The 25270-nt window shown below is 64.9% G+C and carries 23 protein-coding genes; 8 read left to right on the forward strand and 15 right to left on the reverse strand.

From position 1 onward, the window contains the following. Positions 1-437: 437 nt before the first annotated feature. Together radC and UP09_RS25265 are read right to left on the reverse strand one after the other, a co-directional pair. Positions 438-1151 (reverse strand): RadC family protein, encoded by a 714-nt coding sequence (gene radC, locus UP09_RS25260; protein ID WP_044540992.1) that lies wholly within the window; start codon positions 1149-1151, stop codon positions 438-440. Between the two features lie 147 nt (positions 1152-1298). Then, a complete protein-coding gene (locus UP09_RS25265; protein WP_245302190.1) occupies positions 1299-2132 on the reverse strand; it encodes an EamA family transporter in 834 nt (277 codons plus the stop codon). Between the two features lie 132 nt (positions 2133-2264). On the opposite strand from UP09_RS25265, the gene UP09_RS25270 reads away from it, so the two are divergent. The 4 genes from UP09_RS25270 (at position 2265) to UP09_RS25285 (ending at position 5415) form a co-directional block, all read left to right on the forward strand. Beyond that, the gene (locus tag UP09_RS25270) at positions 2265-2741 is read left to right on the forward strand and encodes an Lrp/AsnC family transcriptional regulator (RefSeq protein WP_044540994.1); all 477 of its coding nucleotides are present in this window, start codon (positions 2265-2267) and stop codon (positions 2739-2741) included. A 29-nt stretch (positions 2742-2770) separates the two neighbouring features. After that, positions 2771-3490, forward strand: coding sequence for a DNA-3-methyladenine glycosylase I (locus UP09_RS25275; protein WP_044541215.1), 720 nt, complete (start codon positions 2771-2773; stop codon positions 3488-3490). Between the two features lie 66 nt (positions 3491-3556). Beyond that, positions 3557-4168: a TetR/AcrR family transcriptional regulator gene (locus UP09_RS25280; protein WP_349643930.1), complete on the forward strand. Its 612-nt coding sequence runs from the start codon at positions 3557-3559 to the stop codon at positions 4166-4168. A gap of 47 nt (positions 4169-4215) precedes the next feature. Next, a complete protein-coding gene (locus UP09_RS25285) occupies positions 4216-5415 on the forward strand; it encodes an MFS transporter (protein WP_044540996.1) in 1200 nt (399 codons plus the stop codon). Between the two features lie 18 nt (positions 5416-5433). Here UP09_RS25285 and map read toward each other — a convergent pair whose 3' ends face one another. Both map and UP09_RS25295 read right to left on the reverse strand, forming a co-directional pair. Next, the gene (gene map, locus UP09_RS25290) at positions 5434-6261 is read right to left on the reverse strand and encodes a type I methionyl aminopeptidase (RefSeq protein WP_044540997.1); all 828 of its coding nucleotides are present in this window, start codon (positions 6259-6261) and stop codon (positions 5434-5436) included. 189 nt (positions 6262-6450) lie between these two features. Then, on the reverse strand, positions 6451-7767 hold the full coding sequence (locus UP09_RS25295) for a mechanosensitive ion channel family protein (protein ID WP_044540998.1): 1317 nt from the start codon (positions 7765-7767) through the stop codon (positions 6451-6453). A gap of 234 nt (positions 7768-8001) precedes the next feature. Here UP09_RS25295 and UP09_RS25300 point away from each other — a divergent pair, with 234 nt between their 5' ends. Then, positions 8002-9795: a potassium/proton antiporter gene (locus UP09_RS25300; protein ID WP_044540999.1), complete on the forward strand. Its 1794-nt coding sequence runs from the start codon at positions 8002-8004 to the stop codon at positions 9793-9795. A gap of 16 nt (positions 9796-9811) precedes the next feature. Here UP09_RS25300 and UP09_RS25305 read toward each other — a convergent pair whose 3' ends face one another. The 6 genes from UP09_RS25305 to mepA form a co-directional block, all read right to left on the reverse strand. Beyond that, positions 9812-10900 carry a hypothetical protein gene (locus tag UP09_RS25305; protein ID WP_156164762.1) on the reverse strand — a complete coding sequence of 363 codons (1089 nt, stop codon included), beginning with the start codon at positions 10898-10900 and terminating at the stop codon, positions 9812-9814. 136 nt (positions 10901-11036) lie between these two features. Then, positions 11037-11708, reverse strand: coding sequence for a molybdenum ABC transporter ATP-binding protein (modC, locus tag UP09_RS25310; protein WP_044541001.1), 672 nt, complete (start codon positions 11706-11708; stop codon positions 11037-11039). 2 nt (positions 11709-11710) lie between these two features. Continuing rightward, positions 11711-12406, reverse strand: a complete 696-nt coding sequence (modB, locus tag UP09_RS25315) for a molybdate ABC transporter permease subunit (RefSeq protein WP_044541002.1) — start codon at positions 12404-12406, stop codon at positions 11711-11713. Positions 12407-12411: 5 nt separating this feature from the next. Further along, complete coding sequence (gene modA / locus UP09_RS25320) at positions 12412-13197, reverse strand: molybdate ABC transporter substrate-binding protein (protein ID WP_044541003.1); 786 nt, start codon at positions 13195-13197, stop codon at positions 12412-12414. A 186-nt stretch (positions 13198-13383) separates the two neighbouring features. Continuing rightward, a complete protein-coding gene (locus UP09_RS25325) occupies positions 13384-13890 on the reverse strand; it encodes a hypothetical protein (protein ID WP_044541004.1) in 507 nt (168 codons plus the stop codon). A gap of 133 nt (positions 13891-14023) precedes the next feature. After that, positions 14024-14971: a penicillin-insensitive murein endopeptidase gene (gene mepA, locus UP09_RS25330; protein ID WP_044541005.1), complete on the reverse strand. Its 948-nt coding sequence runs from the start codon at positions 14969-14971 to the stop codon at positions 14024-14026. A 211-nt stretch (positions 14972-15182) separates the two neighbouring features. Here mepA and UP09_RS25335 point away from each other — a divergent pair, with 211 nt between their 5' ends. Beyond that, positions 15183-15620, forward strand: coding sequence for a L,D-transpeptidase (locus tag UP09_RS25335; protein WP_044541006.1), 438 nt, complete (start codon positions 15183-15185; stop codon positions 15618-15620). A gap of 397 nt (positions 15621-16017) precedes the next feature. Then, positions 16018-18222 carry a putative bifunctional diguanylate cyclase/phosphodiesterase gene (locus UP09_RS25340; RefSeq protein WP_082070291.1) on the forward strand — a complete coding sequence of 735 codons (2205 nt, stop codon included), beginning with the start codon at positions 16018-16020 and terminating at the stop codon, positions 18220-18222. 11 nt (positions 18223-18233) lie between these two features. Here UP09_RS25340 and UP09_RS25345 read toward each other — a convergent pair whose 3' ends face one another. Next, the gene (locus UP09_RS25345; protein WP_044541007.1) at positions 18234-18692 is read right to left on the reverse strand and encodes a DUF1801 domain-containing protein; all 459 of its coding nucleotides are present in this window, start codon (positions 18690-18692) and stop codon (positions 18234-18236) included. Positions 18693-18821: 129 nt separating this feature from the next. Between UP09_RS25345 and UP09_RS25350 the strand changes: the two genes are divergently transcribed. Next, positions 18822-19556, forward strand: coding sequence for an RDD family protein (locus tag UP09_RS25350; RefSeq protein WP_044541009.1), 735 nt, complete (start codon positions 18822-18824; stop codon positions 19554-19556). Between the two features lie 68 nt (positions 19557-19624). On the opposite strand, the gene UP09_RS25355 is transcribed toward UP09_RS25350, so the two are convergent. The 4 genes from UP09_RS25355 to lepA all read right to left on the reverse strand — a co-directional run bounded on the left by UP09_RS25355 (position 19625) and on the right by lepA (position 25269). Then, positions 19625-21592, reverse strand: coding sequence for a methyl-accepting chemotaxis protein (locus UP09_RS25355; protein ID WP_044541010.1), 1968 nt, complete (start codon positions 21590-21592; stop codon positions 19625-19627). Between the two features lie 124 nt (positions 21593-21716). Then, positions 21717-22889: an acyl-CoA dehydrogenase family protein gene (locus UP09_RS25360; RefSeq protein ID WP_044541011.1), complete on the reverse strand. Its 1173-nt coding sequence runs from the start codon at positions 22887-22889 to the stop codon at positions 21717-21719. A gap of 133 nt (positions 22890-23022) precedes the next feature. After that, complete coding sequence (locus tag UP09_RS25365) at positions 23023-23355, reverse strand: hypothetical protein (RefSeq protein ID WP_044541217.1); 333 nt, start codon at positions 23353-23355, stop codon at positions 23023-23025. A gap of 102 nt (positions 23356-23457) precedes the next feature. Beyond that, complete coding sequence (gene lepA, locus UP09_RS25370; RefSeq protein WP_044541012.1) at positions 23458-25269, reverse strand: translation elongation factor 4; 1812 nt, start codon at positions 25267-25269, stop codon at positions 23458-23460. Position 25270 lies beyond the last annotated feature (1 nt).

Genomic DNA, 25270 nt, shown 5'->3' on the forward strand with positions numbered 1-25270 from the left:
GCATTGACGCGTGGCTCGTATGACGCGGAAGGCAGCGTGCTGCGCCACCTCCGTCGTCATTCCGGGGCGTGCGAAGCACGAGCCCGGAATCCATTAGGCCGCATAACTCGTGGTGAAATGGATTCTCAGATGCGCAATTGTGCATCATAGCCCTTGCTCCGCGAGCCCCGGAATGACGAGGGAGAGGGGGGGCGCCCACCCTGCGCCCTCTATTCAGAAAGAGGGCAAACGAAATGCAAAGCTCGGACAAATCATGTTGGGAGGATGCGGAAGTATGACTCACAAGCCGCGCCACAAACTCAGCGTCGTCCCCGGGCTTGACCCGGGACCCATAACCACAAATGGCAATTGTTGCGCGACGCTGGGACCACAGCTTACTTCAACGACACAATCCTGTGGTTATGGGTCCCTGCTTTCGCAGGGACGACAGCGGAGTCTCACATCAGCCGCATCCCCTTCAGACTGGCGTGTCCGTTCTTGCCGACGATGATGTGGTCATGCACGGCGATCCCGAGCGGCTTGGCGATCTCGACGATGGCCTTCGTCATCTGGATGTCGGCTTGCGACGGCGTCGGGTCGCCGGAGGGGTGATTGTGCACCAGGATCAGCGCGGTCGCCGACAGTTCCAGCGCACGCTTGATCACCTCGCGCGGGTAAACCGGGGTGTGATCGATGGTGCCGGTCTGCTGCACCTCGTCGGCGATCAGCTGGTTGCGCTTGTCGAGGAAGAGCAGGCGAAACTGCTCCTTGTCGGCGAAGGCCATGCTGGAGCGGCAATAGTCGATCACCTCGTTCCAGGACGACAGCGCGACGCTGCGTTTGATCTCGCCCTTGGCGATCCGGCCTGCGGCTGCGGCCAGCAGCTTGAGCTGGTTGATCGAGGCGTCCTTGATGCCGTCGACCTCGCGCAGCCGCGCCACCGGCGCATGCACGACCTCGGCGAACGAACCGAACTTCTTCAGCAGCGCCTTTGCCAACGGCTTGGTGTCGCGGCGCGGGATCGCGGCGAACAGCGCCATCTCCAGCAGCTCATAGTCGCTCAGCGCCTCGGGGCCGGCGGCGTAAAAGCGCTCGCGCAGCCGCTCGCGATGGCCGTGGTAATGCGGCGTCTCGTCGGGCTCGTCCTCGCTGTGACCGGGCTTGGCAGGCATCGGCCACAACCATGCCGTGCCCGCCGGGTTTTGCAAGGGCCGATGCTGCAGCGACGAGCCGGATCGGTTTACCGGGCAGCGCTTCGGCCATTCCACCGCACGCCGGAACGGTCCCCGTCCACCTCCATAACGCACCCCGTTCCTGTCTCAGCTCTCCTTGGCGCGATGAAGCGCAACACCGACAATCACGAGACCGATGCCGAAGAGTTCGGCGATCGTCGGGATCTGCCGCAGAACGAGGAAGCCGATGGCGGTGGCGGTCGCGGGCAAGATGCAAAGCAGGATGGCGAAGGTGGCGCGCGGAAGTCGCGCCATTGCAAGTTGGTCAGCGACATAGGGAATGACCGACGAGGAAACCCCGACGCCGATGCCGGCCGCGAGCAGGCGAATGTCGAAGAAGGCCGGCGCGGCTTCTCTGATCCCGATCGGGAACGCGGCAACCATGGCGATCAGCATGGAAAGGCCGAGCCGGTCGATGCCACCGCGGCCGGAGATGCGATGGCCAAGGACGATGTAAAGGGCGAACAGCGCGCAATTGGCGAAGGCGTAGACGTAGCCAAGGGGCGCGCCTTCAATGCGCACGTCGGTCAATACGGCGACGCCGCCGATGGCGACGGCGAGGGCGGCGAAATTTCGGATCGACCTGACGCCGGCGGCGGCAAGACCAATAGGCCCTAGGAATTCGATGGCGCCCACCGTGCCGAGGGGGAGTTGATGGATGGCGAGATAGAACAGCGAGTTCATGGCGGCCAGCACCACGCCAAGACCGACCACCGTCCATCGCTCCGCCAGGCTCAGCGTTCGAAAATAGCGCCATGGCCGTCGCCAGATCGCGAACACGATTGCGGCGCTCGCGATACGGAGCCACGCGACGCCGAGCGGCTCGATTTTTACGAACAGCATGACCGCAAAGGCCGGGCCCAAATAGTGGAAGACGGCGCTGACGAGGAAATAGGCGTGCGGCGGCACTCGATCCGCCAAGCCAGGCTTCGGGGTGGGAGGTGTCGTGCGGGCGCCGTGATCCATAAATTACTATCGGCGGGAATTGTTAGGTGGTCTATGTTGCTTTGAAGGGTAGGGGGCGTCCGTTCCTTCAAATGTAAGGAGATCTGTGTGACCAACCTTCAGCGGTCGCCTCTGCTTTCAGACCCGACCAATGTGCAGATTCTGAAAGCGCTGGCCGCTAACCCGCGTATGCCGAACGCGGAACTCGCGCGCGCGGTGGGTATGTCAGGCCCTGCCGTCCGCGAGCGTGTGCAACGCCTTGAGGATGTCGGGCTGATTCGCGGAATCAGGCTCGATCTCGATCCGGCGCTTCTCGGCTATCCAGTCGCGGTGCAGGTCCGGATCAGGCCCATGCCGGGTCAGATTCAAAAGATCATCGAACTGGCGCGGAACACGCCTCGTGTGGTCGAGTGCCATCGGGTTACGGGCGAGGATTGCTTTGTCATGCGCCTTCATCTGGAAAGCATTGATGTGCTCGATAGCGTGTTGGACACCTTCCTGTTCTACGGGCAGACCACCACCTCGATCATTCAGTCTTCGCCGGTTCCGCCAAGAGCGCTACCGCTTTCGGATGACGGATCGTGATCACTTCACCGGCGGCGAAAGGTGTCCGCGTGACCTCGTTCAAAGTAATCCGGGCCCGCGCCGAGAAGCGCAAGGGCGGGGCGAAGGCGCTGGAAAAAGTGTTGCGGCCGGTCGCGAGCGCAAAGGTTCTCGCAAAACTCGGCGACGACCGCGTGCTGGCCGAGATGACCAGGCGCGTGTTCTCCGCGGGCTTCGCATGGAGCGTGATCGAGGCGAAATGGGAGGGCTTCGAGGCGGCGTTCCTGGGATTTGCGCCGGCCAAGCTCGCATTCAAGCCCGACGAATATTGGGAGACGTTGACCAGCGACACCAGGATCGTGCGCAACGGCGCCAAGATCATGTCGGTGCGCGATAACGGCCGTTTCGTGCAGGAGATCGCGCGCGAGCACGGCGGCTTCGGCAAATTCCTCGCGACGTGGCCGTCGTCGGATCAGATCGGGTTGCTGGACTTGCTGGCCAGACGCGGCAGCCGGCTCGGCGGCCAGACCGGGCAGATGCTGCTGCGCTTTCTCGGCTGGGATGGCTTCGTCACCTCGCGCGACGTCGTCGCCTGCCTGCGCGACGCCGGCCTCGATATCGCCGAGGAGGTCAAATCCAAGCGCGATCTCGCCAGGGTTCAGGCGCAGTTCAATGCCTGGGCCGAGGAGACCGGTTTACCCTACGGGCACATCTCGCACATCTGCGCGATGTCGATCGGAGAGAACCGCACCGCGGAGGAGATCGTCGCACGCACCCGGAGCGACCACTGATTGCGCCGCACAAATTCGTGACTTGATTTCGGGATCGATTGTTTCCTAAATGAGCAAATGAAAGCGATGGCAAAGTCGACACAAGAGGCCGGACGCCCGCGCGGGCGGCCGCGCGAGTTCGACGTCGACGAGGCGCTCGACAAGGCCATCAGGGTATTTTGCGAACAGGGTTACAACGCCACCTCGATCGGTGACCTAGCCGAGGCCATGGGGCTGGCGTCGGGCAGCATCTACAAGGCCTTCAGGGACAAGCGGGCGGTATTCCTGGCGGCGCTCGATCGTTACAAGCTCCTGCGCAACGAGCAGCTTGCATCGGTTGCCCGCACAGGGTCGGCGCGCGATCGGCTGCGTGCGGTGCTCGGCTTCTATATCGATTCATCGAAGGGCGTCGAAGGTCGGCGCGGCTGTATGTTCGTCGGTAGCGCGGTGGAGCTTGCGATCGTCGATCGGGAGGTCGCGGCGCGCGTCGGCGCCAGCCTCTCGCGGAATGAGGCGTTTCTCGCGGATTTGATTCGGCAGGGACAGGTCGACGGATCGGTTTCCGGGAAAATCAACCCCGAGGACACGGCGCGCATCATGGTCTGCCTCACGCAAGGCCTGCGGGTGGTCGGAAAATCCGGGCGCGCCCCGTCTGACACGTCAGCCGCAGTCGATATCGCAATGAAACTGCTGGCCTGATCTTTTGGTTATTTAGGAAACAATCGTTCCCAAAATATGGAGACTCCATGACGACGATCGCATCCGACACCCGGCCGGAGCCGGACTCGGTGTCCACCTGGCTCACCTTCCTGCTGGCGCTGTCCTGCGGCCTGATTGCCGCCAACATCTACTATGCCCAGCCGCTCGCGGGGCCGATCGCGGCCGAGCTCGGCCTGCGGCCGCAATCCGCCGGCCTGATCGTGACCATGACCCAGATCGGTTACGGCGTAGGCCTGCTGCTGATCGTTCCGCTCGGCGATCTCATCGAGAACCGCCGGTTGATCACGTCCGTGATCGCGCTCGCCGCAGTCGCGCTGGTCGCTGCGGCGCTATCGACACATCCGCTGCCGTTCCTCGCCGCCGCGCTATCGGTTGGCTTCGGATCCGTCGCAGTGCAGATCCTGCTGCCCTATGCGGGTCATTTGGCACCCGAGCGTATCAGGGGCCAGGTCGTCGGCAACGTCGCGAGCGGCTTGCTACTCGGGATCATGCTGGCCCGCCCGGTGTCGAGCTTCGTCGCGTCGGTGTCGTCCTGGCATGCGGTCTACTGGATGTCGTCCGCGATCATGGCGGCACTGGCCATCCTGCTGCGCTGGACGTTGCCGCCACGGATTCCGCAGGGTCGTCTTGGCTATGGCGAGCTGATGCGCTCCATGGTGCATCTTGCCCGCACCACGCCAATCCTGTGGCGGCGCGCGCTCTATCAGGCCAGTCTGTTCGCGGGCTTCAGCCTGTTCTGGACCACCGTGCCGCTGGTGCTGGCCGGGCCCGCCTTCCGGCTGTCGCAGTCCGGAATCGCGGTGTTCGCGCTGCTCGGTGTTGCAGGTGCCATCTCTGCACCGATCGCGGGACGCCTCGCGGATCGGGGTTGGACGCGCCCCGCGACCGCCGCATCGATGGTGCTGACCAGTGCCGGATTTGCGCTCACACTTGTCGTCGCGCCGGGCTCGATGCTTTCACTGGTGCTGTTTGTCGTGGCCGCAATAGCGATCGATTTCGGCGTGCAGGCCAATGTCGTGCTCGGCTTCCGCACGCTGTTCGTGCTCGGCGCGGACTCGCGAAGCCGGCTCAACGGGCTCTACATGGCGACGTTCTTCCTGGCCGGCGCGCTCGGTTCGGCGGTCGGCGGCTGGGCCTACGTCTCAGGAGGCTGGCTGCTTGCGGCCGTCATCGGCGGCGTGCTGCCGCTGCTTGCGCTCGTCTATCTCGCGACGGAGAAAAAGTAGATGCGGGCCGACGCAGTCTTAGACTGTAACCCACGGCTTCTCGCCGTGGAGCTCCGACAGCGTGAAGATCTCGACGCCGTTGGCGGTGACGCCGACGGAGTGTTCGAACTGCGCCGAAAGCGAGCGATCGCGGGTCACCGCGGTCCAGCCGTCGGACAGGATCTTCACATGCGGCTTGCCGAGATTGATCATCGGCTCGATGGTGAAGAACATGCCGGGCCGCAGCGGCACGCCTTCGCCGGGCCGGCCGATATGGATGATGTTCGGCTCGTCGTGGAACAGGCGGCCGAGGCCGTGGCCGCAGAAATCGCGCACCACGCTCATGCCCTGCGGCTCGACGTAGCTCTGGATGGCGTGGCCGATATCGCCGGTGGTGGCGCCGGGCTTCACCGCGGCGATGCCGCGCATCATCGCTTCATAGGTCACTTCGATCAGCCGCTCGGCCTTGCGCGCGATCGGACCGATCGCATACATCCGGCTGGAATCGCCGTACCAGCCGTCGACGATGAAGGTGACGTCGACATTGACGATGTCGCCTTCCTTCAGCGGGCGGTCGCCGGGCATGCCGTGGCAGACCACGTGATTGATCGAGGTGCAGGTCGAGTAGCGATAGCCGCGATACATTAGCGTCGCCGGATAGGCGCCGTGGCTGAAAGCGAAGTCGCGGACGAACTCGTCGATGACCGAGGTCGCGACGCCCGGCTTGACGATGTCGGTGAGTGCGTCGAGGCATTTCGAGACCAGCGCGCCCGCCTTGCGCATGCCGGCGAAGCCGCTCTCGCCGTGCAGCTTGATCTGACCGGTCTTGCGGAGGGAGGTGGTGTCGGTGGTTTCGATATAGCTCATGGGCGGATCGCTTCAGGGGCAAAAGGGCTGATTTGAGGGTCTAATTTAATGATCGGGGCGGCAGGTGCAAGCCAAGGTTGGGCATGGGGACAATGCGCAAACGGCCCAATTCTAGAGCATGATCCGGACCCGAAGGGCCGCGTTAGCGCAAAGTGGAGGCCGGTTTTCCGAAATGATCATGCTCAAAAGCTAAGTGGAAACCTCCACCACGCTCTCCACCGGGAGCGCGCCACCGCGGACCCGGAGTTCCCGCACCGGATAGGGCACCTTGATGCCATTGCCCTTGAAGCCGTCCCACAGCGCCAGCATCACGTCGCTTTTCACCCTGTCCATGCCGTCGGGGTCGGCGATCCAGAAGGTCAGCGAGAACTTCATGCCGAACTCGGCGAATTCGGTCAGGACGCAGGATGGCGGCTTGCCCTTTGTTGCGCGCTCATGGGCGGCGGCGGTGTCGGTCGCGAGCTTGCAGACCAGCCGGGGATCGGCGTCGTAATTGGCGGCGAAGGCGATCTTCACCAGCGTGTTCTTGTCGGTATAGGTCCAATTGGTGACCTTCTGCGTCACCAGATCCTCGTTCGGGATCAGGAATTCGCGGCCGTCGCCGGCGGCGACCGAGATGTAGCGGGTCTTCATCGCGCTGATCTTGCCCTGGCTCTCGCCGATGGTGACGAGATCGCCGGGCTTCACCGATTTGTCGACCAGGAGGATCAGCCCGCTGATGAAATTGGCGACGATCTTCTGCAGACCAAGACCGATACCGACGCCGGCTGCACCTGTGAACACCGCCAGCGCGGAGAGGTTGATGCCGACCGCGTCGAGCGCGATCGCGATCGCCACCACCATCAAGCCGATCCGGATGATCTTGACCAGCAGCACCTGGATCGACGGCGTCAGGTCGGTGGCGCTGTTGATGCGGCTCTCGGCGAAATTGCTGGCGATGTTGGTCAGCCACAGCGCCACGATCAACAGCGCGCCGGCCTTGATCAGCAACAGCGGCGTCAGCCGCAGGCCCCCGACCAAGATCCCGAACGAATCCAGCGTGTCGGCGGCCCAGTCGAGCTGGCCGATGATGCTCAGCGCCGCGACCAGCCACGCCGCGATCGATACCAGCTTGACGATAAAGGCGTTGTCGATCACCGACGTCACGAGGCGGATCACCAGCCAGGCCAGCGCCAGCTTGGCGGAGACCGCAATCAGATAGCTGCGGCTCGGCCAGGTCATGTGCCACATGACGATGCGCGAGACGACCATCAGGACCGCGAACACGGCGGTTGAGGCGCTCTTCACCATCACGCGCGCGAAGTGCCGCAGCGGCAGCGGCCAGCGGATCGCCAGCGACGACATCTCGACCCGCGCGTGGATCGCGGTGTCGGCCGCGTACGCAAACCCCGCGGCCGCGAGGATGATGCCGAATTGCAGGTAGAACCACGGCGAGGTGATCTCGGCGCCGACCGAACTCGCCGCCATTTTGATCGATTCCAGGAGGTCGTCCAGGCCCATGTCCATCGGCTAAATCTCAATCTGCGCGCGGGTCAGGCGAATGTGATTCGAATGCCCGGTAGAATCCCACAAAGGCGCCTGTGCGACCATCGATACAACACGGTGCCGAGGCGACGTCGGGCTGCAAATGCGGGCACATTGCCGCTGATGTCATAAAATGGGTTGGCGTCCAAGTGTGGCGACGATAAGGATGCAATTGCAAGTATTTCACACATCTGAAGGCGCAAGCTCTAAAGGTTCATGGCTTCCCTCGACTCGGTCAGCATAGCGATCCTGCTCGGCGCGGCTCTGGTGATGGCCGGCATCCTGTCGAGCCTGCTGGCATTGCGGTTCGGCGCCCCCCTGCTGCTGGTGTTCTTGCTGGTCGGCATGCTGGCCGGCGATTCCGGGCCGGGCCGGCTGCAGTTCGACGACGTCCGCACCACCTATCTGGTCGGCTCGGTGGCGCTGGCGCTGATTCTGTTCGACGGCGGATTGAAGACGCGATTTACCAGCATTCGCACCGTGCTGGCGCCCTCGATGATGCTGGCAACCGTCGGCGTGCTCTTGACCGCGCTGATCACGGCGCCGGTCGCCCGTTATGTGCTCGATCTCAACTGGACCGAGTCGTTCCTGGTCGGCGCCGTCGTCGCCTCGACCGACGCCGCGGCGGTGTTCCTGCTGGTGCACACGCAGGGCCTGCGGCTGCGCCCGCGCGTCGGCGCGACGCTGGAGGCGGAATCCGGCACCAACGATCCGTTTGCGGTCTTCCTCACCCTGATGCTGGTCGAGTTCATCTCGGTCGGCCAAAGCTCGGCGTTGCACATCGCGATGGAGTTCATCCAGGAAGCGGTGCTCGGCGCCATCATCGGTGTGATCGGCGGGCGGCTGGTGGTGGTGGCGCTGAACCGTGTGGCACTGCCGCAGGGCCTGCACGCGCCGTTCGTCACGACCGCCGCGCTGGTGATCTTCGGCGGCTCGCAGATGGTGCATGCCTCGGGCTTTCTTGCCGTCTACCTCGCCGGCATCGTCATCGCCAACCGGCCGACCCGCGCGCACAATTCCGTGGTGACGTTCCTCGACGCCGCGACCTGGCTGGCGCAGATCGTGATGTTCGTGCTGCTCGGCCTCCTGGTGTCGCCGCATCGCCTGCTCTCGAGCGCCGGCGGCGCGGTGGCGGTGGCATTTGCGCTGATGCTGGTGGCGCGGCCGCTGGCGGTGCTGATTTGTCTCGCGCCGTTCAAGTTCAACTGGCGGGAGAAGATCTTCATCGCCTGGACCGGCCTGCGCGGCGCGGTCGCGATCTTCCTGGCGTCGATCCCGATGCTGGTCGGCCTGTCGAAGGCCTATCTGTATTTCGACGTCGCGTTCGTCGTCGTCATCATCTCGCTGTTGCTGCAGGGCTGGACGCTGGCGCCGGCGGCGCGGCGGCTGCATGTTGCGCTGCCGCGCGCCGAACGCGGCCCGCGCCGTGTCGAACTGGACCTGCCGGGCCAGCTCGAGCAGCAGCTGGTCGGCTATCCGGTGCGGCCGAAGAGCCTGTATTTCCGGCGCGGGCTGATCCCGTCCTGGTCGAAGCCGACCTTGGTGATCCGCAATCAGCAGATCCTGACCCCCGTAGAGGCCGACCCGGTCGCACCCGGCGACTATATCTATCTGCTGGCGCCGCCGGAGCGGGCCGACGCGCTCGACCGCTTCTTTGTCGACATGGCGCCATCGAGCACGCCCGATCCGCATCTGCTTGGCGACTTCATGGTGTCGGGCGAGCACACGCTGGGCGAGCTTGCCGAGATCTATGGCGTCAAGGTCGACGAACAGCAGGCCAAGCTGACGCTCGCGGACTATTTCGACGTCAACCTCGACCGCGCGCCGAAGCAAGGCGCCGAACTCGCGCTCGATTCGATCGTGCTGGTGGCGCGCAATATCGGTGGCGGTCGCGTCAATGTGGTCGGCCTCCGCCTGCCGGAGGAAGAGGAGGAGGCCGTGCCGCAGACGCGCATGCAGGCGGTCCGGCGCAAGCTCGCCGACATCTGGGCATCGGTGGCGGGCGTCTGAACCTTCAGGCCGCGGCTCACTGCTTGCGCAGGAAGCTCGAATCCGGCGCGAATTTCTTGATCATCTCCGACAGGTCATCGTCGACCGGCGCGCTCGGCAGATCCTTGGCCGGATCTTTGGCGGCAGAGGCGGGTGTGGCCGGATCGGCGGGGCCGGAGGCCTTCTCGCCGGAGATCTCGGCAAGCGCCGCGAGCAATGATTCATCCAGATCGTCGGCCGGCGTGCTTGCCGGCGGGACCGGCGGCGGAACGGGCTTCTGCTCCTTCGGCGCAGTGCGGACATCCGGCTCGGGCTTCGTCGGCAGAGGAGGGGGCTCCGGCGATGGAGCAGGCTTCGGCGGATCGATCCGCCTGGCGGAGGCTTCCGCGACGGCGGCGATCAGTGACGCTTCGAGGTCGGCAGGTGCGCTTGCCGGCAACGGCACCGGCGGCGGCGATTGGCCGAGCTTCGGATCGCTGGGCGCGCTGCGGAAAGCCGGCTCCCGCCGCGTCACCGGCGATGGCCGGACCTCTGCCGCCCTGGCTGGCGGTGGCGGATCTGGCCGCTCGGCGGGGGACTTGGCGGATGCCTCTTCGAAGGCCGCGATCAGGGACGCCTCGAGGTCTGCGGCCGGGTCGGCCGGTACGGGTGGCGGCCGCGGTCCCGGTGGCGGAGCTGCCGGCGGGGGCGGCCGGCTGCCGCGGGCGCGTGCGATGATCCCGTCAACGATCGCGCCGAGCCGGCTCTTGTCGGGCGCGGCGAGATAGCTGATCGCCAGCTCGTCGACATATTGCGGGCCGTAATCGGCGAGAACATTGGCCAGCTGCGCGATATCGGGATCGCGCTCGACCAGCTGGCGCCACGCCTCCTTGTCGTAGGGCGCGCCGTTGCTCTTGGACGGCCACGCGACCCGGCGGGGCTGACGTGGCGGCGCGGTGTCACGAGAGACGACAGGCTCGAATTTCGGTGGCTGCAGCCCGGGTCCCGTCAGGGCAAGGTTGAGGCCCGCCGGAACCGCCATCGCGACATCGGTCCGGCGCCGGCTCCGCTCGGCGACCTGGAGCGAGATCAGCCCGACGCCCATCAGCAGGAATCCAAGCGCAGCCCATGCGACCGTGGCGCACATGAGCATTCCGATCAGCAACGTTATCCAGCCAGCAAATCGCAAAACGTATCTTCTCCATGTGTCCGACCCGACGTTCCAACGTGGGCCTAACGGATAAGCTTGGCTATCTTATGCCGACTTTCGTGGAAACAGAATGCTACTGCGGGCCTGTCAGCACCTTGACACCGCCGAAGGCGGTCACCTGGCCGCGGCGCAGCATCACGATCTGGGTGGCCAGCTGGCGAAGCTCGGCTGCGTCGTGGCTGACATAGACCATGGGAATACCGGCCTCGTCGCGCAGCCGCGCCAGATAGGGCAGGATCTCCAGCTTGCGGCCCTCGTCGAGCGCGCCCAGGGGCTCGTCCAGCAGCAACAGCCGCGGTTTGGACAACAGCGCCCGGCCCAGCGCGACGCGCTGGCGCTCGCCGCCCGAAAGCTTCCCGGGGCGCCGGTCAAGCAGGGCGCCGATGTCGAGCAGCTCGACCACGCGCTTGCGCTGCACCGGATCGTCGGCGAGACCGTTCATGCGGCGGCCATAGTCGAGATTTTGCCTGATATCGAGATGCGGAAACAGCCGCGCATCCTGGAACACGTAGCCGATGCGGCGGCGATAGGCCGGGACGTGGATACCGGCGGCGGTATCGTCGACGGTTTCGCCGTCGATCACGATGGTGCCGCGGTCGGGGCGCAACAGCCCCGCAATGGTATTGATCAGCGAGGTCTTGCCGGAGCCGGAGGCTCCGAACAGGCCGATGACGCGGCCCTCGCTGGTGAACGAGGCCGCGAGCGTGAATTCTCCAAGCTGCTTGGTGATGTCGACGCGCAGCATCGTCATTGTCCGTGCAAGCGTGCGGTGGCGCGGCGTGCGAACCATTCCGCGGCAATCAGCGCACCCATCGCGATCGCGACCGAAATGATCACGAGCCGTCCTGCGGCGGCGTCGCCGTCCGGCGTCTGGATCAGCGAATAGATTGCCGACGAAATGGTCTGGGTTTCGCCGGGGATGTTGGAGACGAAGGTGATGGTCGCACCGAACTCGCCGATCGCCTTGGCGAAGCCGAGCACCATGCCGGCCAGCACCCCCGGCAAAGCGAGCGGCAGCGTCACCGTCGCGAACACCCACCATGGCGCCGCGCCGAGCGTTTCGGCCGCCTGCTCGAGCCGCCGGTCGACCGCCTCGATCGAGAGGCGGATCGGCCGCACCAGCAGCGGAAACGACATCACCCCGCAAGCCAGCGCCGCGCCGGTCCAGCGGAATGCGAAGACGATGCCGAGATGGTCGGCAAGCCACGCGCCGACCAGACCGCGCTTGCCGAATGTCAGCAGCAACAGATAGCCCGTGACGACGGGCGGCAGCACCAGCGGCAGATGCACGGCGGCGTCGAGGATGGATTTGCCCCAGAAATCGCGCCGCGCCAGCAGCCACGCGAGCGCGATCCCGAACGGGGTCGCGACCAGCGTTGCGATGACGGCGACCCGCAATGAAAGCAGGATCGCCGTCCATTCGGTCGGCGAGATCTCGAACACGTCGGTTACGTCGTCGGGCTGATCAGGAACTTGAAGCCGTATTTCTCGAGGATCGTCTTCGCCGCCGAGGAGCGCAGGAAGGCGAGATAGTCAGCGGTGTCCGGCTTCGCGGTCGTGGTCGCCGCGACCGGATAGATGATGGCGGGATGGGTGTCGGCCGGGAAGGTGCCGACGATCTTGACGCCTGGCTCGACCTTGGCGTCGGTCGAATAGACGATGCCGAGCACGGCTTCGCCGCGCGCCACCAGCGTCAACGCCGCGCGCACGCTTTCGGCCATCGCGAATTTAGGCTCCGCCGCCTGCCACGCGCCGAGCTTCTCCAGCGCCGCCTTGGCGTATTTGCCGACCGGCACCGCCTTGACGTCGCCGGTCGCGATCTTGCCGTCGCCGGCGAGCTTGGCGAGGTCGAAGCCAGGTCCGATATCGACAGTGTCGATCTTGGAGTCCTTCGGCGCGATCAGCACGATCGAGTTGCCGAGCAAATCGACTCGGGTCGGCTCGTTGATGGTCTTCTGCTTGATCGCGTAGTCCATCCAGTCGGTGTCGGCGGAAACGAACACGTCGGCCGGCGCGCCCTGCTCGATCTGCTTTGCCAATGCCGAACTCGCGGCATAGCTGGCATTGATCTTGACGCCGGTCTTGGCGGTATAGGCTGCGTCGATGTCGTCGAGCGCATTCTTCATCGAGGCCGCGGCAAAGACGGTGAGCGTCTTGTCGTCGGCGCTGGCGGGCGAATGCATCGCGCCGAGCAGGATGACGAAGGCAGTGAGAAGTCCGGCAATACGTGACATGGAAGGCGCTCCGTGCGAGCTCGCGCGCGAACGGGCACGCGCAATCAGGCGTTGGCTTGAGGTCTGGGCCGCGACGGGCGGAAGCGCTGTTCCGCTGATCCCGCAAGGACTTACGGTCCGAAAGGATGTCGCACTGCAACCATAGCAGGCTGCGGCTTAGGGTAAAGGCGACCCTTTGTCTAACCCCTACTCGGAGGGCAGGATCGTGATCGAGATCGCGTTCTCCCTGGCGCCGCTGACCTGCAGGACGAGGGGGCTCGCGGCGAGCTCAACCTTGATGGTCTTGCGGATCCCGTCGCAATCGGTCGCGCCGCTGAATGCCTTCGGCTTGAGCAAATGGCCGTCCTGCACCACGTCAACCCAGGCACCGGCCGACAGGCTGATGGTGTAGAGCCCGGCCTTCGGTGCCGTCTTGATGCTGGTGAAGCCGGCGAAGGTGCCGTCCTTCGGCGCGCGCTCCGGCGGGGAGGGAAGTTTGGCATCCGCCGGGGTGACCAGCGCCAGCGTGATGCCGGTCGACGGCAACGCCGCCTGCTCGCTCCCGGACGCAAGCTTGACGCGATCGGGTGCGGTGAGCGCAGCGCGCTCGCGGTCGATCGGCCATTTGAACTTGTCGCAGCCGCTCGGCTCCTCCGCTGCGAAAGCGGGGGTTGAGACGAGCAACAGCAATACGGCGAAGAGCGATTTGCGCATGTCCAGTCCACTGCAATGATGACGGATGGAATAGATCAGCGGCCCCGATCCATCGCTCGAACGCGCTTACGGCGCGACGACACAAGATCATAACGCATTTCGAGGCGGCCGGGATAGCGGCCTGACGAAGATGTTATTGCTTTGCATCCGGCGCGTTCAGCACAGTTTTACAGGCCGCCGGCAGCTGTGCCAGCGTCATGGGCGGGCGCGGTTTCGCCGGCTCCGGCGACGGCTTAGGATGCAGCACGGAATCCTTGAACCAGTAGGCGAGGTCGGATGGCTTGCAGCCCTCGTCCTCGGATTGCGACTTCTGTCCCTCGCATTCGGGACTGCCGGGCGGACATTTGATGCGGATGTGGAAGTGATAGTCGTGGCCCCACCACGGCCTGATCTTGGACAGCCAGCTGCGGTCGCCCTTGGCCTCGCGGCACAGCGCTTTCTTGATCGCGGGGTTGACGAAGATGCGTTGCACGGCCGGCTCCTGCGCCGCGTCGCGGATGACGAGCAGATGACCCGGCGTGAAGACGCGCGTGTCGACGTCGAGCCGGTCGTCGCGCACCATCATCACCGCGGACATGTCCTCGCGATCTTCGCGCGACAATTTACGATCCGGCATCGGCGTCAGCCAAATGTCGGCGTCGAGCCCGATCTGATGGCTGGCGTGCCCGCTCAGCGCGGGGCCGCCGCGCGGCTGGCCGATGTCTCCCACCAGGATCCCCGGCCAGCCGGCGTCCTTGTGGGCCTTGGCCGACAGCCGCTTCAACAGTGCGATCATGTCGGGATGACCCCAGTAGCGGTTGCGCGACAGCCGCATCACCTGCCAGGTGTCACCGTTGAGCGGCATCTGCTCGGCGCCGGCGAGACAGCCCTTCACGTAGGAGCCGATCGCCTGCGTCGGCATCGCAGCCGGCAGCACCTTGCGCGCGAACAATTCCCTGGCCCCGATCTTCGGATCGTTCGGGTTGGCGAGCGGCGGCAGCGGTTTTAGATTGACGGAGCCCTTGTCCTGCGCCCATGCGGAGATGGTGCAGGCAACGAGGGCGGATAGCAGGAGCGGGATCAGAAGCAGGCGGGGTGTCATCGGATCACTCTAGTCTGCGCGAAGCTAACATGGATTTGACGCTCGCGGATCGCGCTTTCATCCCAATTGCTTGATCGCCCACAGCCTCGATTAAGATTACCCGCGGCTTCTTCCGCCTGCGTGTGATGGTCGGACTTTACAACAGGCGGCAGCCGGCGACATCATGCGGTCAATTCATAAGCGGTCAAATTAATTCAGGGCGGGCGTTATTATGACAAGCGTATTTGGCGTACGGCTGGTCTTTGCAGCCGCGATTGCTGTTTTGACATCGGCGCTCTCTCCGGCGCATGCCGACGTCGTCGTCCACATCGACAAATCGTCGCAGCGCATGGCCGTCAGTGTTGATGGCGCGATGCGCTACGACTGGCCGGTGTCGACCGGGCGTAGCGGCTATGGCACGCCGAATGGCGTTTTCCATCCGCAATTGATGGCGCGCCGCTGGTATTCCCGGAAGTACTACAATTCGCCGATGCCGCATTCGATCTTCTTCCATGGCGGCTTTGCGATCCACGGCACCAACGATCTTGCCCGTCTCGGCGGGCCGGCCTCGCATGGTTGCATCCGGCTGCATCCGTCACATGCCGCGGTTCTCTATGGGCTCGTCGAGCGTACCGGCCGCGGCAGCACGCGCATCGAGATCGCGAACTAGTCGCGATCGAGATCACGAACTAGTCGCGATCGAGATCACGAACTAACCGTCCGCAGTGCGAAGGATGAGCTGAACCGCATGGCGTCTTAACCCCGCGATAACCCTGCTATTCGCTGACAAATATTGATGCGATCGGCAGGACTTCAGCGCGTTCATTGTGCAATCGCGTTTCCGTTTACGCATTCCTCACCATGGACAGGTGCTTCCGCCTGCGAATTTGATGTGCTTGCCGCTTTCACGGCGTCGCGCACTCGTGCTGCATGCAACCCGCCTCTAAAGCAGGCAGGCCGCGGGATTCCGTCCGGCACGGCTACCCGCCAATAGATACCAATTTTTCAGATACTTATCGCAGAAATACCGCCGAGCTGGACGACGCGTGGGGCGTGCGATACCGATGATGCGGCCGAAGAAAATCAAGAAACCGAAACAAGCCAGAGTGTCCCGTCTCCGGGGCCATCAGGCCAAAGCCTTGCCGAAACTGTCGGGCGGTTCGCGTCGCGCGGCCGCCGAAATCGGCGAGCTGGTGCGCCAGCGCGCGCAGGCCGAGGCGGCGATTGCGGATGCGCGCAAGTCGAACGAGCTGCTGCGCGAGGCGATCGATATCCTGCCGCAGGGCATCGTGTTTCTCGACCCCGAGGGCCGCTACACCCTCTGGAACAAAAAATATTCGGAAATCTACAAGCGCAGCTCGGATCTCTTCGAGTACGGCGCGCGGCTGGAAGATACCATTCGCATCGGCGTCGAACGCGGCGACTATCCCGAGTCCAAGGGCCGCGAGGAGGAGTGGATCGCCGAGCGGGTCAGCAGGATGTATCAGCCGGGCGAGCGGCACGAGCAGGTGCTGGCCGATGGCCGTGTCGTCCTGATCGAAGAGCGGCTGACCTCGGATGGCGGCATCGTCGGCCTGCGCGTCGACATCACCGAGTTGAAGCAGCGCGAGGCGTCATTCCGCCTGCTGTTCGATGGCAATCCGGTGCCGATGATCGTGTGCGCGCTCGATGGCGAGCGTATCCTCAGCGTCAACGACGCGGCGATCGCCCATTACGGCTACGCGCGCACCGAGTTCGAGAAGCTGACGATCAAGAGCCTGCAGGCGTTCGATACCGAATTGCCCTGGGCCGCCGGGCGCAGCAGCGACGAGCAGGCGGCGCGAACCTGGAAGCACGTGCGCGCCGACGGCACGCTGATCGATCTTGCGATCTATTCGCGCCAGCTGATGCACGGCGACCAGCCGGCGATGCTGCTCGCGCTGATGGACATCACCGAGCGCAAGCGCGCCGAGGCGCGGCTTGCCTTCATGGCGCAGCATGACGGCCTGACCGGCCTGCCGAACCGCAATTTGCTGCGCCAGAAGATGGACGAGATGCTGCTGCACACCCGCCGCAGCTCGGACAAGGTCGCGGTGCTGATGCTCGGGCTCGACAATTTCAAGGCGGTCAACGACACGCTCGGCCATGGCATCGGCGACAAGCTGCTGCGCGGTGTGGCCAAGCGGCTGCGCTCGACCTTGCGCGACGAGGACGCGCTGGCCCGTCTCAACTCCGATGAGTTCACCATCGTGCAGAACGGCGTGGTGCGGCCCGAGGACGCAGTGCTGCTCGCCAAGCGTATCCTGGATGCGATCGGCGAGCCCTATCTGCTCGAGGGACATTCGGTGGTGATCGGCGCCAGCATCGGCATCGCGATGTCACCCGGCGACGGCGAAGATTCGGAAAAGCTTTTGAAGAGCGCCGACATGGCGCTGTCGCGCGCCAAGAGCGAATTCCGCGGCACCTTCTCCTTCTTCGAGGCGGAGATGGATGCCCGCGCCCGGAGCCGTCGCAAGATCGAGACCGATCTGCGTGATGCGATCCAGAACGAAGGCCTGCGACCCTACTACCAGCCGCTGATCGATCTCGCGAGCGGGCGCATCACCGGCTTCGAGGCGCTGGTGCGCTGGCCGCATCCGGAGCGCGGCATGATCTCGCCCGGCGAGTTCATTCCGGTGGCCGAGGAGACCGGCCTGATCAATGCGCTGGGCGGGCTGATGCTGCATCGCGCCTGCATGGACGCGGCGCAGTGGCCGGATGACGTCCGCGTCGCGGTCAATTTGTCGCCGCTGCAATTCCGCACCGGCAACCTGTTGCCGCTGGTCACCGACGCGCTGAAGCGATCCGGTCTGCCGGCGCGGCGACTCGAGCTCGAGATCACCGAGACGCTGCTGCTCGAGAAGAGCAGCCAGGTGCTGGCCACGCTGCACGCGCTCCGCTCCCTCGGGGTGCGCATCTCGATGGATGATTTCGGCACCGGCTATTCGAGCCTGAGTTATTTGCGCAGCTTCCCGTTCGACAAGATCAAGATCGACCAGTCCTTCGTGCGTGATCTCGGCTCCAACCGCGACGCACAGGCGATCGTGCGTTCGATCATCAGCCTCGGCATGGGGCTCGGCGTTACCATCACGGCGGAGGGCGTCGAGACCGAATCGGAGCTGAGCTGCCTGCGCGCCGAAGGCTGCCACGAGGGCCAGGGCTTCCTGTTCAGCCGCGCCCGGCCGAATGCCGAGATCGTCAGCCTGCTGACGGCCCAGCGCGGCGCGGAGATGGAATCAGCGCTGGTGGCGTAGGGGAGGGACGCCTACGTCGCCTTCTTGTTCAGATGATAGGTCAGCGCGAGCGCCACGCAGTGGCGCAGCGCAGCCTCCGGCAGCTTGTCGGCGACGTCGAGCAGGATCGCGCGATTGCCGCTGTAGCTGAGTTCGGGATAGAGCTCGCGGAACGTCTCGACCAGATTGGTCTGGCAATGGAAGTAGATCGCGACCTGGTCCGCGGCCGGCTTCACCTGATCGATCCGGACGGTGCTGCCGCTTCCGGTTTCCGCCGTCAGGTAGCTCGGCTGTCCCCATTTCAGCGTCTCTTCGAGCGCGCCGACGCCCTTGGTCGCCTTGGCGGTATCGAAGATCAGGCGCCTGAGCGCCAGCAATCGGGTCTTGACCGGTGCGGGATACGCGCCGAACAGCGCGTCTGCGGAATCCGGGTTGCCCCGGCGCGGCTTCGTTGTCACATTGGCGGTCGATTTTTTCACCGGTCTGGTCATGGCGGCTCCGCAGGCATTCCGTCCCCGGAAACTAGGCCACCCAGCGATCCGGCGGAAGCCCATGGTTGAACCTCTGTCGTCGCCGTCTCGTCTTAAGCGTAAGCGGGACGCAAGAGCGGGATGAGCCCGATGAGTGTTGGTACCACCGTTCCACCGGTCGCGGCGTCGTCGCCGCTCTACGCGCGGTTCTCGCGCCGCTTTCGCGGCATCTTCATCGACTGGGCCATCACGCTCATTGTGATCTTCGGCGCGTTGCTGGTGGCCTCCACAGTGGCGACCGACACGCTGTCGCGTGCGCTCGGGATCGTGGTGATTGCGGTGCTGTTGCTTTACGAACCGATCCTGGTGTCGTTTACCGGAGGCACCGTTGGACATCATCTCACCAACCTCCGCGTCGTCGATGACGCGACCGGAGGCAATGTCGGGTTCCCAAAGGCGTGTGCCCGGCTTCTGCTCAAGAGCCTGCTCGGCTGGTATTCGTTCGTCATTCTCGCGGCGACGCGCCGCAATCAGGCCATCCACGATCTGGTGACGCGATCGACGGTGCAGATCCGCGATCCCGCCAAGGCGCGACCGGGCCAATTTGTTACCGAGCGAGCCGAGCCCGCGGCAGCGCGGATGCCGGCGCGCTGGGAGCGCGTATTGACGATCTGCGTCTATCTCGTGCTGCTGTTCCTCGCCTCTGCCGGCGCCGCCGTGATCCTGGAGTCGGGGCCGTGCCTCGACGGCAGCCATTGCTCCGGCGCGGACAGGATCTTCGAACTTGCCCTCGACACTGCAGTTCTGCTGCTGATGGCGGTGATCATCGCAGCGGGTTGGCGAGGCAAGTTGTTTGGCGCGCGGGCACGCCGGGCGTCACGATGAGAGCGCCTTGGCTGTCATATAGACCGCATCTAAGTCGCGATGACGGGGCAACTTGATCTCATCGCGCATTAGGCCGCGTTGCGCAGCCCGGCGAGGAACGTGTCGACACTGTGCGACAGCGCGGAGGCGTGATCGCCGAGCTGGCTCGAGGCGTCAAGCACGTTGCCCGTGAGGGCGCGGGACTGGCCGGCGGCCTTACTCGCGCCCGCGACGTTGGTGGAGACCTCACCGGTGCCGGCGGACGCCTGCTGCACGCTGCGGGCGATCTCCCGTGTGGCTGAGTCCTGTTGCTCGACGGCGGCCGCAATCGCGGTGGCGATGCCCGAGATCTCGCGGATGGTGCCGCTGATGTCGCCGATGGCGCTGACGCAGTTGCCGGTCGCCGATTGGATCGCGCTGACCTGGCCGGCGATCTCCTCGGTGGCCTTGGCGGTCTGGCTCGCCAGTCCCTTCACCTCGGCGGCGACCACGGCAAAGCCGCGGCCGGCCTCGCCGGCGCGCGCCGCCTCGATGGTGGCGTTGAGCGCCAGCAAATTGGTCTGGCTGGCAATCGCGCTGATCAGGCGCAGCACGTCGCCGATCTTCTCGGCGGATACAGCAAGGCTCGTCACCATGTCGGTGGTCTCCCTGGCCTTGACCACGGCATGTTCAGCGACGCGGCTGGAGTGGGTGACTTGACGGCCGATCTCGGTGATCGAGGACGCCAGCTCTTCGGTCGCCGCTGCGACCGCATTGACACTGGCCGAAGCCTCTTCCGAGGCGGCGGCTGCGGCCGAGGTCCGCTCGGAGGTGCCGCTGACGCTGGTCGTGATCTCGCGGGCGACACGCTGCATGTCGTCGGTCGCCCGGGCGACGGCGGCGACCACGCCCTTGACGTCGGATTCGAAGCGGTCGGCCATCTGACGCTGCAACGCCCGCTTCTCCAGTTCTCCCTTGGCCTTGTCGGCCTCCTGCGCCTCGCGCAGCGACGAGGTTTCGATCATGCCGCGGCGGAACACGTCGACCGCCTTCGCCATCGTGCCGAGCTCGTCGCGCCGGTCGCTGCCGGGAATCGTGACGCCGGTATCGCCGCTGGACAAGCGATTCATCACCGCCGTGATCGCAGTCAGCGGTCGTGACAGGCCGCGGCCGAGCAGGAAGGCGAGCAGCACGGCCGCGACCAGGATCGCGACGGTGCCAAGGATCAGACTGCGCTGTGCGCTCGCTGCAGCGGCTTCGTAGTCCGTGGTGTCCTTGACGATCTCGAGCACGGCGACCGGCTGACCGGCATAGTTCCTGATCTGCCCGAGGTACAGCTCGACCGCATGGCCGTCGAGCGTCGCGTCACGCAGCAACGCTGTCCCGTTCATCACGCCCCTGAGCTCGTCCTGGGTCGCGACCACGGTTTCGCCGAAGGTCGAGGACAGCCGCTTGAAGCTCCCTCCGTCGAAGGAATGCACGGCGAGGTCGATGCCAAAGCGCTTCTTGGCGCGGTCGACGAACTCCTTGCCGAAGGCAACGCCGACGTCGACATTGGCCAGCGTCTTGCCATCGCGCATGATCGGGGTCATGCCGAAGATCGAAAGCGCCTCGCGGCTGGGCTCGACGCCGACGATCGGATTGCCGGTCTTGATTGACTCCACCACCGTCGCGCGCCGCGCGGAGGCGTCGTCGCCGAAAAGCTTTGGCGTATGGACGCGGTAGAAGCTGACCGCCGGGGCCTGCCAGAACGAGATCAGCGGGATGCCTTGCGCCTTCAGCGCCACCCAGGGGTCGCCGAGCAGCTTTCCGAGGCCGTCGCGGTCGCCCTTGGCGATGGCGTCGCCGACCGGCGGCAATGCGGCGATGACTGCTGAGACCGCCAGCGCCGCGCGCCCCTCATAGTCGATCGCTGCAATCACGCTGTCATATTGCAGCTTGAGCTGCTGATCGAGCGCCAGCCGGGTCAGCGCGCGCTGCTGGCTGATCGAGAAGCCGCCGAGGATGGCGCAGGCGATCGCGACGGTCAGTGAGATCGCCAGGATCAGGCGGGCGGCAATCGATCGAAGCTTGAACATGGGACCGGCGGAACTCCAGGCATTAGCGCCGTCCGCAAACTCTCAGAAAAAGCTTAACAACTGCGCGTCGTCGCGGCCCGTATTTCGACCACGGCAACAGCAGCTAATGCTACTTTCGTACCGGCTAGCGGGTGGTCGGCGCCGCGGTCAAATTGCCGGAAAGAATCGCCTTGCCGGCGTCCTCATACTGGGTGTCGCGGGCCTGGATCTGCTGCGCGATCGCGTGCATGTCGCGGAAGCGCCGCTCGAACGGATTTTTCGCAAACACCGCCGTCGCGCCCGACATGTGATAGGCGGTGTCGACCACCGCGGCCGATTGGTGGATGGTCCAGGTCGAGGCGATGCGGATCGCGATGCGATGCGCTTCGCTGATCGGACCGCCCTGCGACAGGTCCTGCCAGACGTCGTTCGCCGTCGCATAGAGATAGGCGCGGGCCGCGCGCAGGCTCGCCTCGGTGCGGCCGATCAGGCCCTGCACGGCATTGTTGTCGCGCATCGCCTTCAATCCTTGCGGCGTCTTGCCGCGCGCCAGCTCGGTCGCCGCGTCCAGCATGGCGCGGGCGACGCCGAGCGAGGTGGCGGCAAAGCCCATGCTGAACACCATGTTGGTCGACAGCTTGTAGAGCGGTCCCTGCTCGCGCAGCGCGGTTGGATCGTCGCGCAGTGCTGCAAACTTTTCGGGGATGAAGAGATTGTCGACCGAATAGGAATCGGTGCCGGTGCCCTTCAGCCCGATCACGTCCCAGACGTCGTACATCGTGGCCGACGCCATCGGAAACAGGAGGGTGCGGATTTCGGGCGAGCCGTCCGGCTTCTTGCGCTGCGAGCCGTCGGCCTCGATGACGCGGACGTGGGCGCCGAGCCAGCTCGCCTGCCGCGAGCCGGAGGCGAAGTCCCAGCGCGCGCTGGCGCGGTAACCGCCCGGCTCGGCGCGAACCTCGTGGCCGATCGCGCCCCAGGCCAGGATGCCGGGCGCGGTGTTGAAGATCTCGTTGGCAGCGTCGGGCGCGAGATAGGCCGCGGTCATCGCGCAGACGCTGCACTGGCCGAGGCACCAGGCGGTCGACGCGTCGGCCTTGGCGATCTCCTCCTGCATCTGCATGAACACGTCGAGCGGCGCCTCGGCGCCACCAAGGCTACGCGGCAGCAGCGCGCGGTAGAGTCCATTCTCGACGAGAGCGGTGGTGACGGAAGGCGTCAGCCGCCGGGTCCGTTCGATCTCATCGGCTTCGCTTGAGATCAGCGGCGCCAGTGCGCGCGCCCGCTCGACGAGGTCGAATCCCTGCGGCCTGTTCATGCGTTCCTCTGCCTCTTTTCGCATTCTTGTTGGGCGGGTTACGCAATGGTGGCGCATTCGGCGGGAGACGGCAAGGTGGGATGACACCGTTGCAGATCAGCCATCTTGCGTCGACGTGGTCGCGCTTGTGCGTCTACCCGCAATTCCAGGCGCGGCCAATCGGCGTCCAGGTCCAGCACGGACCGTAGCTGCCGCCATTGTAGCGGCCTCCGCCGTGGAATCCGGGCCGGCCGAAATAATATTGATCGCCGCCATACCAGTAGCGCGGCGAATAGTCCGGGTAGCCACGGGCGGCGCCCCGCGGCCCGAGCACCGGAATGGTTTCGTTGGGCGGCTGGCGGTAGCCGGGCAGGAAGCCATAGCCATGCCAGCGGGCGGACTGGGGCTTCTGCGCGGGCGCGCCCCACGTTACGGCGGGCTGCAGTGACAGGAGAATGACGATTGAGAGGGACAAGATGCGCGACATGGATCGCAGCATAATCGGCTCGCCGTTCAATGGCGATTCAAATCAAAGTGCGTTTCACGTTGAGACACGAATAGACATCGAAGAGCGGCAGCAGCGTTCGCCTCAGCTATCCACCTTCAGCGCGGCAATGAAAGCTTCCTGCGGGATGTCGACCTTGCCGAACTGCCGCATCTTCTTCTTGCCTTCCTTCTGCTTCTCCAGAAGTTTGCGTTTGCGCGTGATGTCGCCGCCGTAGCATTTCGCGGTGACGTCCTTGCGCAGCGCGCGGACGGTTTCGCGCGCGATCACCTTGCCGCCGATCGCCGCCTGGATCGGGATCTGGAACATGTGCGGCGGGATCAGTTCCTTCATCTTCTCGACCATGGCGCGGCCGCGGCCTTCGGCGCGGGTCCGATGCACCAGCATCGACAGCGCATCGACCGGCTCGTTGTTGACCAGGATCTGCATCTTGACGAGATCGGCCACCTTGTAGTCAGTCAGATGATAGTCGAACGAGGCGTAGCCCTTGGAGACCGATTTCAGGCGGTCGTAGAAGTCGAACACGACTTCGTTGAGCGGCAGGTCGTATTTCACCATCGCGCGGGAGCCGACGTAAGTCAGCTCCTTCTGCGATCCGCGACGGTCCTGGCACAGCTTCAGCACGCTGCCGAGATATTCGTCGGGGGTCAGGATCGTGGCCTCGATCCACGGCTCCTCGATATCGGCGATCTTGACCACGTCGGGCATGTCGACCGGATTGTGGATCGAGATCTCCTGGCCGTCGGTCAGGTGCATCTTGTAGATCACGCTCGGCGCGGTCGCGATCAAATTGAGATCGAACTCGCGCGACAGCCGCTCCTGGATGATCTCCAGGTGCAACAGCCCGAGGAAGCCGCAGCGGAAGCCGAAGCCGAGCGCGGCCGAGGTTTCCATCTCGTAGGAGAAGCTCGCGTCGTTCAGCCGCAGCTTGCCCATCGCGGCGCGCAGCGTTTCGAAATCGTCGGCATCGGCCGGGAACAGGCCGCAGAACACCACGGGAATCGCCGGCTTGAAGCCCGGCAGCATTTCGGTCACGGGCTTGCGGTCGTCGGTGATGGTGTCACCGACGCGGGTGTCGGCGACTTCCTTGATCGCCGCGGTGATGAAACCGATTTCGCCGGGGCCGAGTTCGTCGACCTGCGTCATCTTCGGAGTGAAGAAGCCGACGCGCTCGACGTCATAGGCCGCATTGGTGCCCATCATGCGGATGCGGCCGCCCTTCTTCATCACGCCGTCGACCACCCGGATCAGCACGACGACGCCGAGATAGACGTCGTACCAGCTGTCGACCAGCAGCGCCTTCAGGGTCGCATCGCGGTCGCCTTTCGGCGGCGGCAGCCGGGTGACGATCGCCTCCAGCACGTCGGCGACGCCAAGGCCGGTCTTGGCCGAGATCATCACGGCGTTGGAGGCGTCGATGCCGATCACGTCCTCGATCTGTTGCTTGATCTGGTCGGGTTCGGCTGCCGGCAGATCGATCTTGTTGAGCACCGGCACGATCTCGTGACCGGCGTCGAGCGCGTGGTAGACATTGGCCAAGGTCTGCGCCTCGACGCCCTGGCTGGCGTCGACCACCAGCAGGGAACCCTCGCAAGCCGCCAGCGACCGCGAGACTTCGTAGGCGAAGTCGACATGGCCGGGCGTGTCCATCAGGTTGAAGATGTAATCCTTGCCGTCCTTGGCGTGGTAGTTGAGCCGGACGGTCTGTGCCTTGATGGTGATGCCGCGCTCGCGCTCGATGTCCATCGAATCGAGCACCTGCTCCTTGCCCGCCATTTCGCGATCCGTCAGCCCGCCCGTCATCTGGATCAGGCGGTCGGCCAGGGTCGATTTGCCATGGTCGATATGGGCGACGATGGAGAAGTTGCGGATGTTCGAAATCGGGGCAGTTGTCATG

Origin of the sequence: Bradyrhizobium sp. LTSP885, assembly GCF_000938305.1 — a bacterium.
In the GTDB taxonomy this organism is placed as follows: Bacteria; Pseudomonadota; Alphaproteobacteria; order Rhizobiales; family Xanthobacteraceae; genus Bradyrhizobium.

Coding starts and splice junctions, on each gene's coding strand:
- radC (WP_044540992.1), bottom strand. CDS start 1,151: ATGCCTGCCAAGCCCGGTCACAGCGAGGACGAGCCCGACGAGACGCCG.
- UP09_RS25280 (WP_349643930.1), top strand. CDS start 3,557: ATGGCAAAGTCGACACAAGAGGCCGGACGCCCGCGCGGGCGGCCGCGC.
- UP09_RS25285 (WP_044540996.1), top strand. CDS start 4,216: ATGACGACGATCGCATCCGACACCCGGCCGGAGCCGGACTCGGTGTCC.
- map (WP_044540997.1), bottom strand. CDS start 6,261: ATGAGCTATATCGAAACCACCGACACCACCTCCCTCCGCAAGACCGGT.
- UP09_RS25295 (WP_044540998.1), bottom strand. CDS start 7,767: ATGGACATGGGCCTGGACGACCTCCTGGAATCGATCAAAATGGCGGCG.
- UP09_RS25300 (WP_044540999.1), top strand. CDS start 8,002: ATGGCTTCCCTCGACTCGGTCAGCATAGCGATCCTGCTCGGCGCGGCT.
- UP09_RS25305 (WP_156164762.1), bottom strand. CDS start 10,900: ATGTGCGCCACGGTCGCATGGGCTGCGCTTGGATTCCTGCTGATGGGC.
- modC (WP_044541001.1), bottom strand. CDS start 11,708: ATGCTGCGCGTCGACATCACCAAGCAGCTTGGAGAATTCACGCTCGCG.
- modA (WP_044541003.1), bottom strand. CDS start 13,197: ATGTCACGTATTGCCGGACTTCTCACTGCCTTCGTCATCCTGCTCGGC.
- UP09_RS25325 (WP_044541004.1), bottom strand. CDS start 13,890: ATGCGCAAATCGCTCTTCGCCGTATTGCTGTTGCTCGTCTCAACCCCC.
- mepA (WP_044541005.1), bottom strand. CDS start 14,971: ATGACACCCCGCCTGCTTCTGATCCCGCTCCTGCTATCCGCCCTCGTT.
- UP09_RS25335 (WP_044541006.1), top strand. CDS start 15,183: ATGACAAGCGTATTTGGCGTACGGCTGGTCTTTGCAGCCGCGATTGCT.
- UP09_RS25340 (WP_082070291.1), top strand. CDS start 16,018: ATGCGGCCGAAGAAAATCAAGAAACCGAAACAAGCCAGAGTGTCCCGT.
- UP09_RS25345 (WP_044541007.1), bottom strand. CDS start 18,692: ATGACCAGACCGGTGAAAAAATCGACCGCCAATGTGACAACGAAGCCG.
- UP09_RS25350 (WP_044541009.1), top strand. CDS start 18,822: ATGAGTGTTGGTACCACCGTTCCACCGGTCGCGGCGTCGTCGCCGCTC.
- UP09_RS25355 (WP_044541010.1), bottom strand. CDS start 21,592: ATGTTCAAGCTTCGATCGATTGCCGCCCGCCTGATCCTGGCGATCTCA.
- UP09_RS25360 (WP_044541011.1), bottom strand. CDS start 22,889: ATGAACAGGCCGCAGGGATTCGACCTCGTCGAGCGGGCGCGCGCACTG.
- UP09_RS25365 (WP_044541217.1), bottom strand. CDS start 23,355: ATGTCGCGCATCTTGTCCCTCTCAATCGTCATTCTCCTGTCACTGCAG.
- lepA (WP_044541012.1), bottom strand. CDS start 25,269: ATGACAACTGCCCCGATTTCGAACATCCGCAACTTCTCCATCGTCGCC.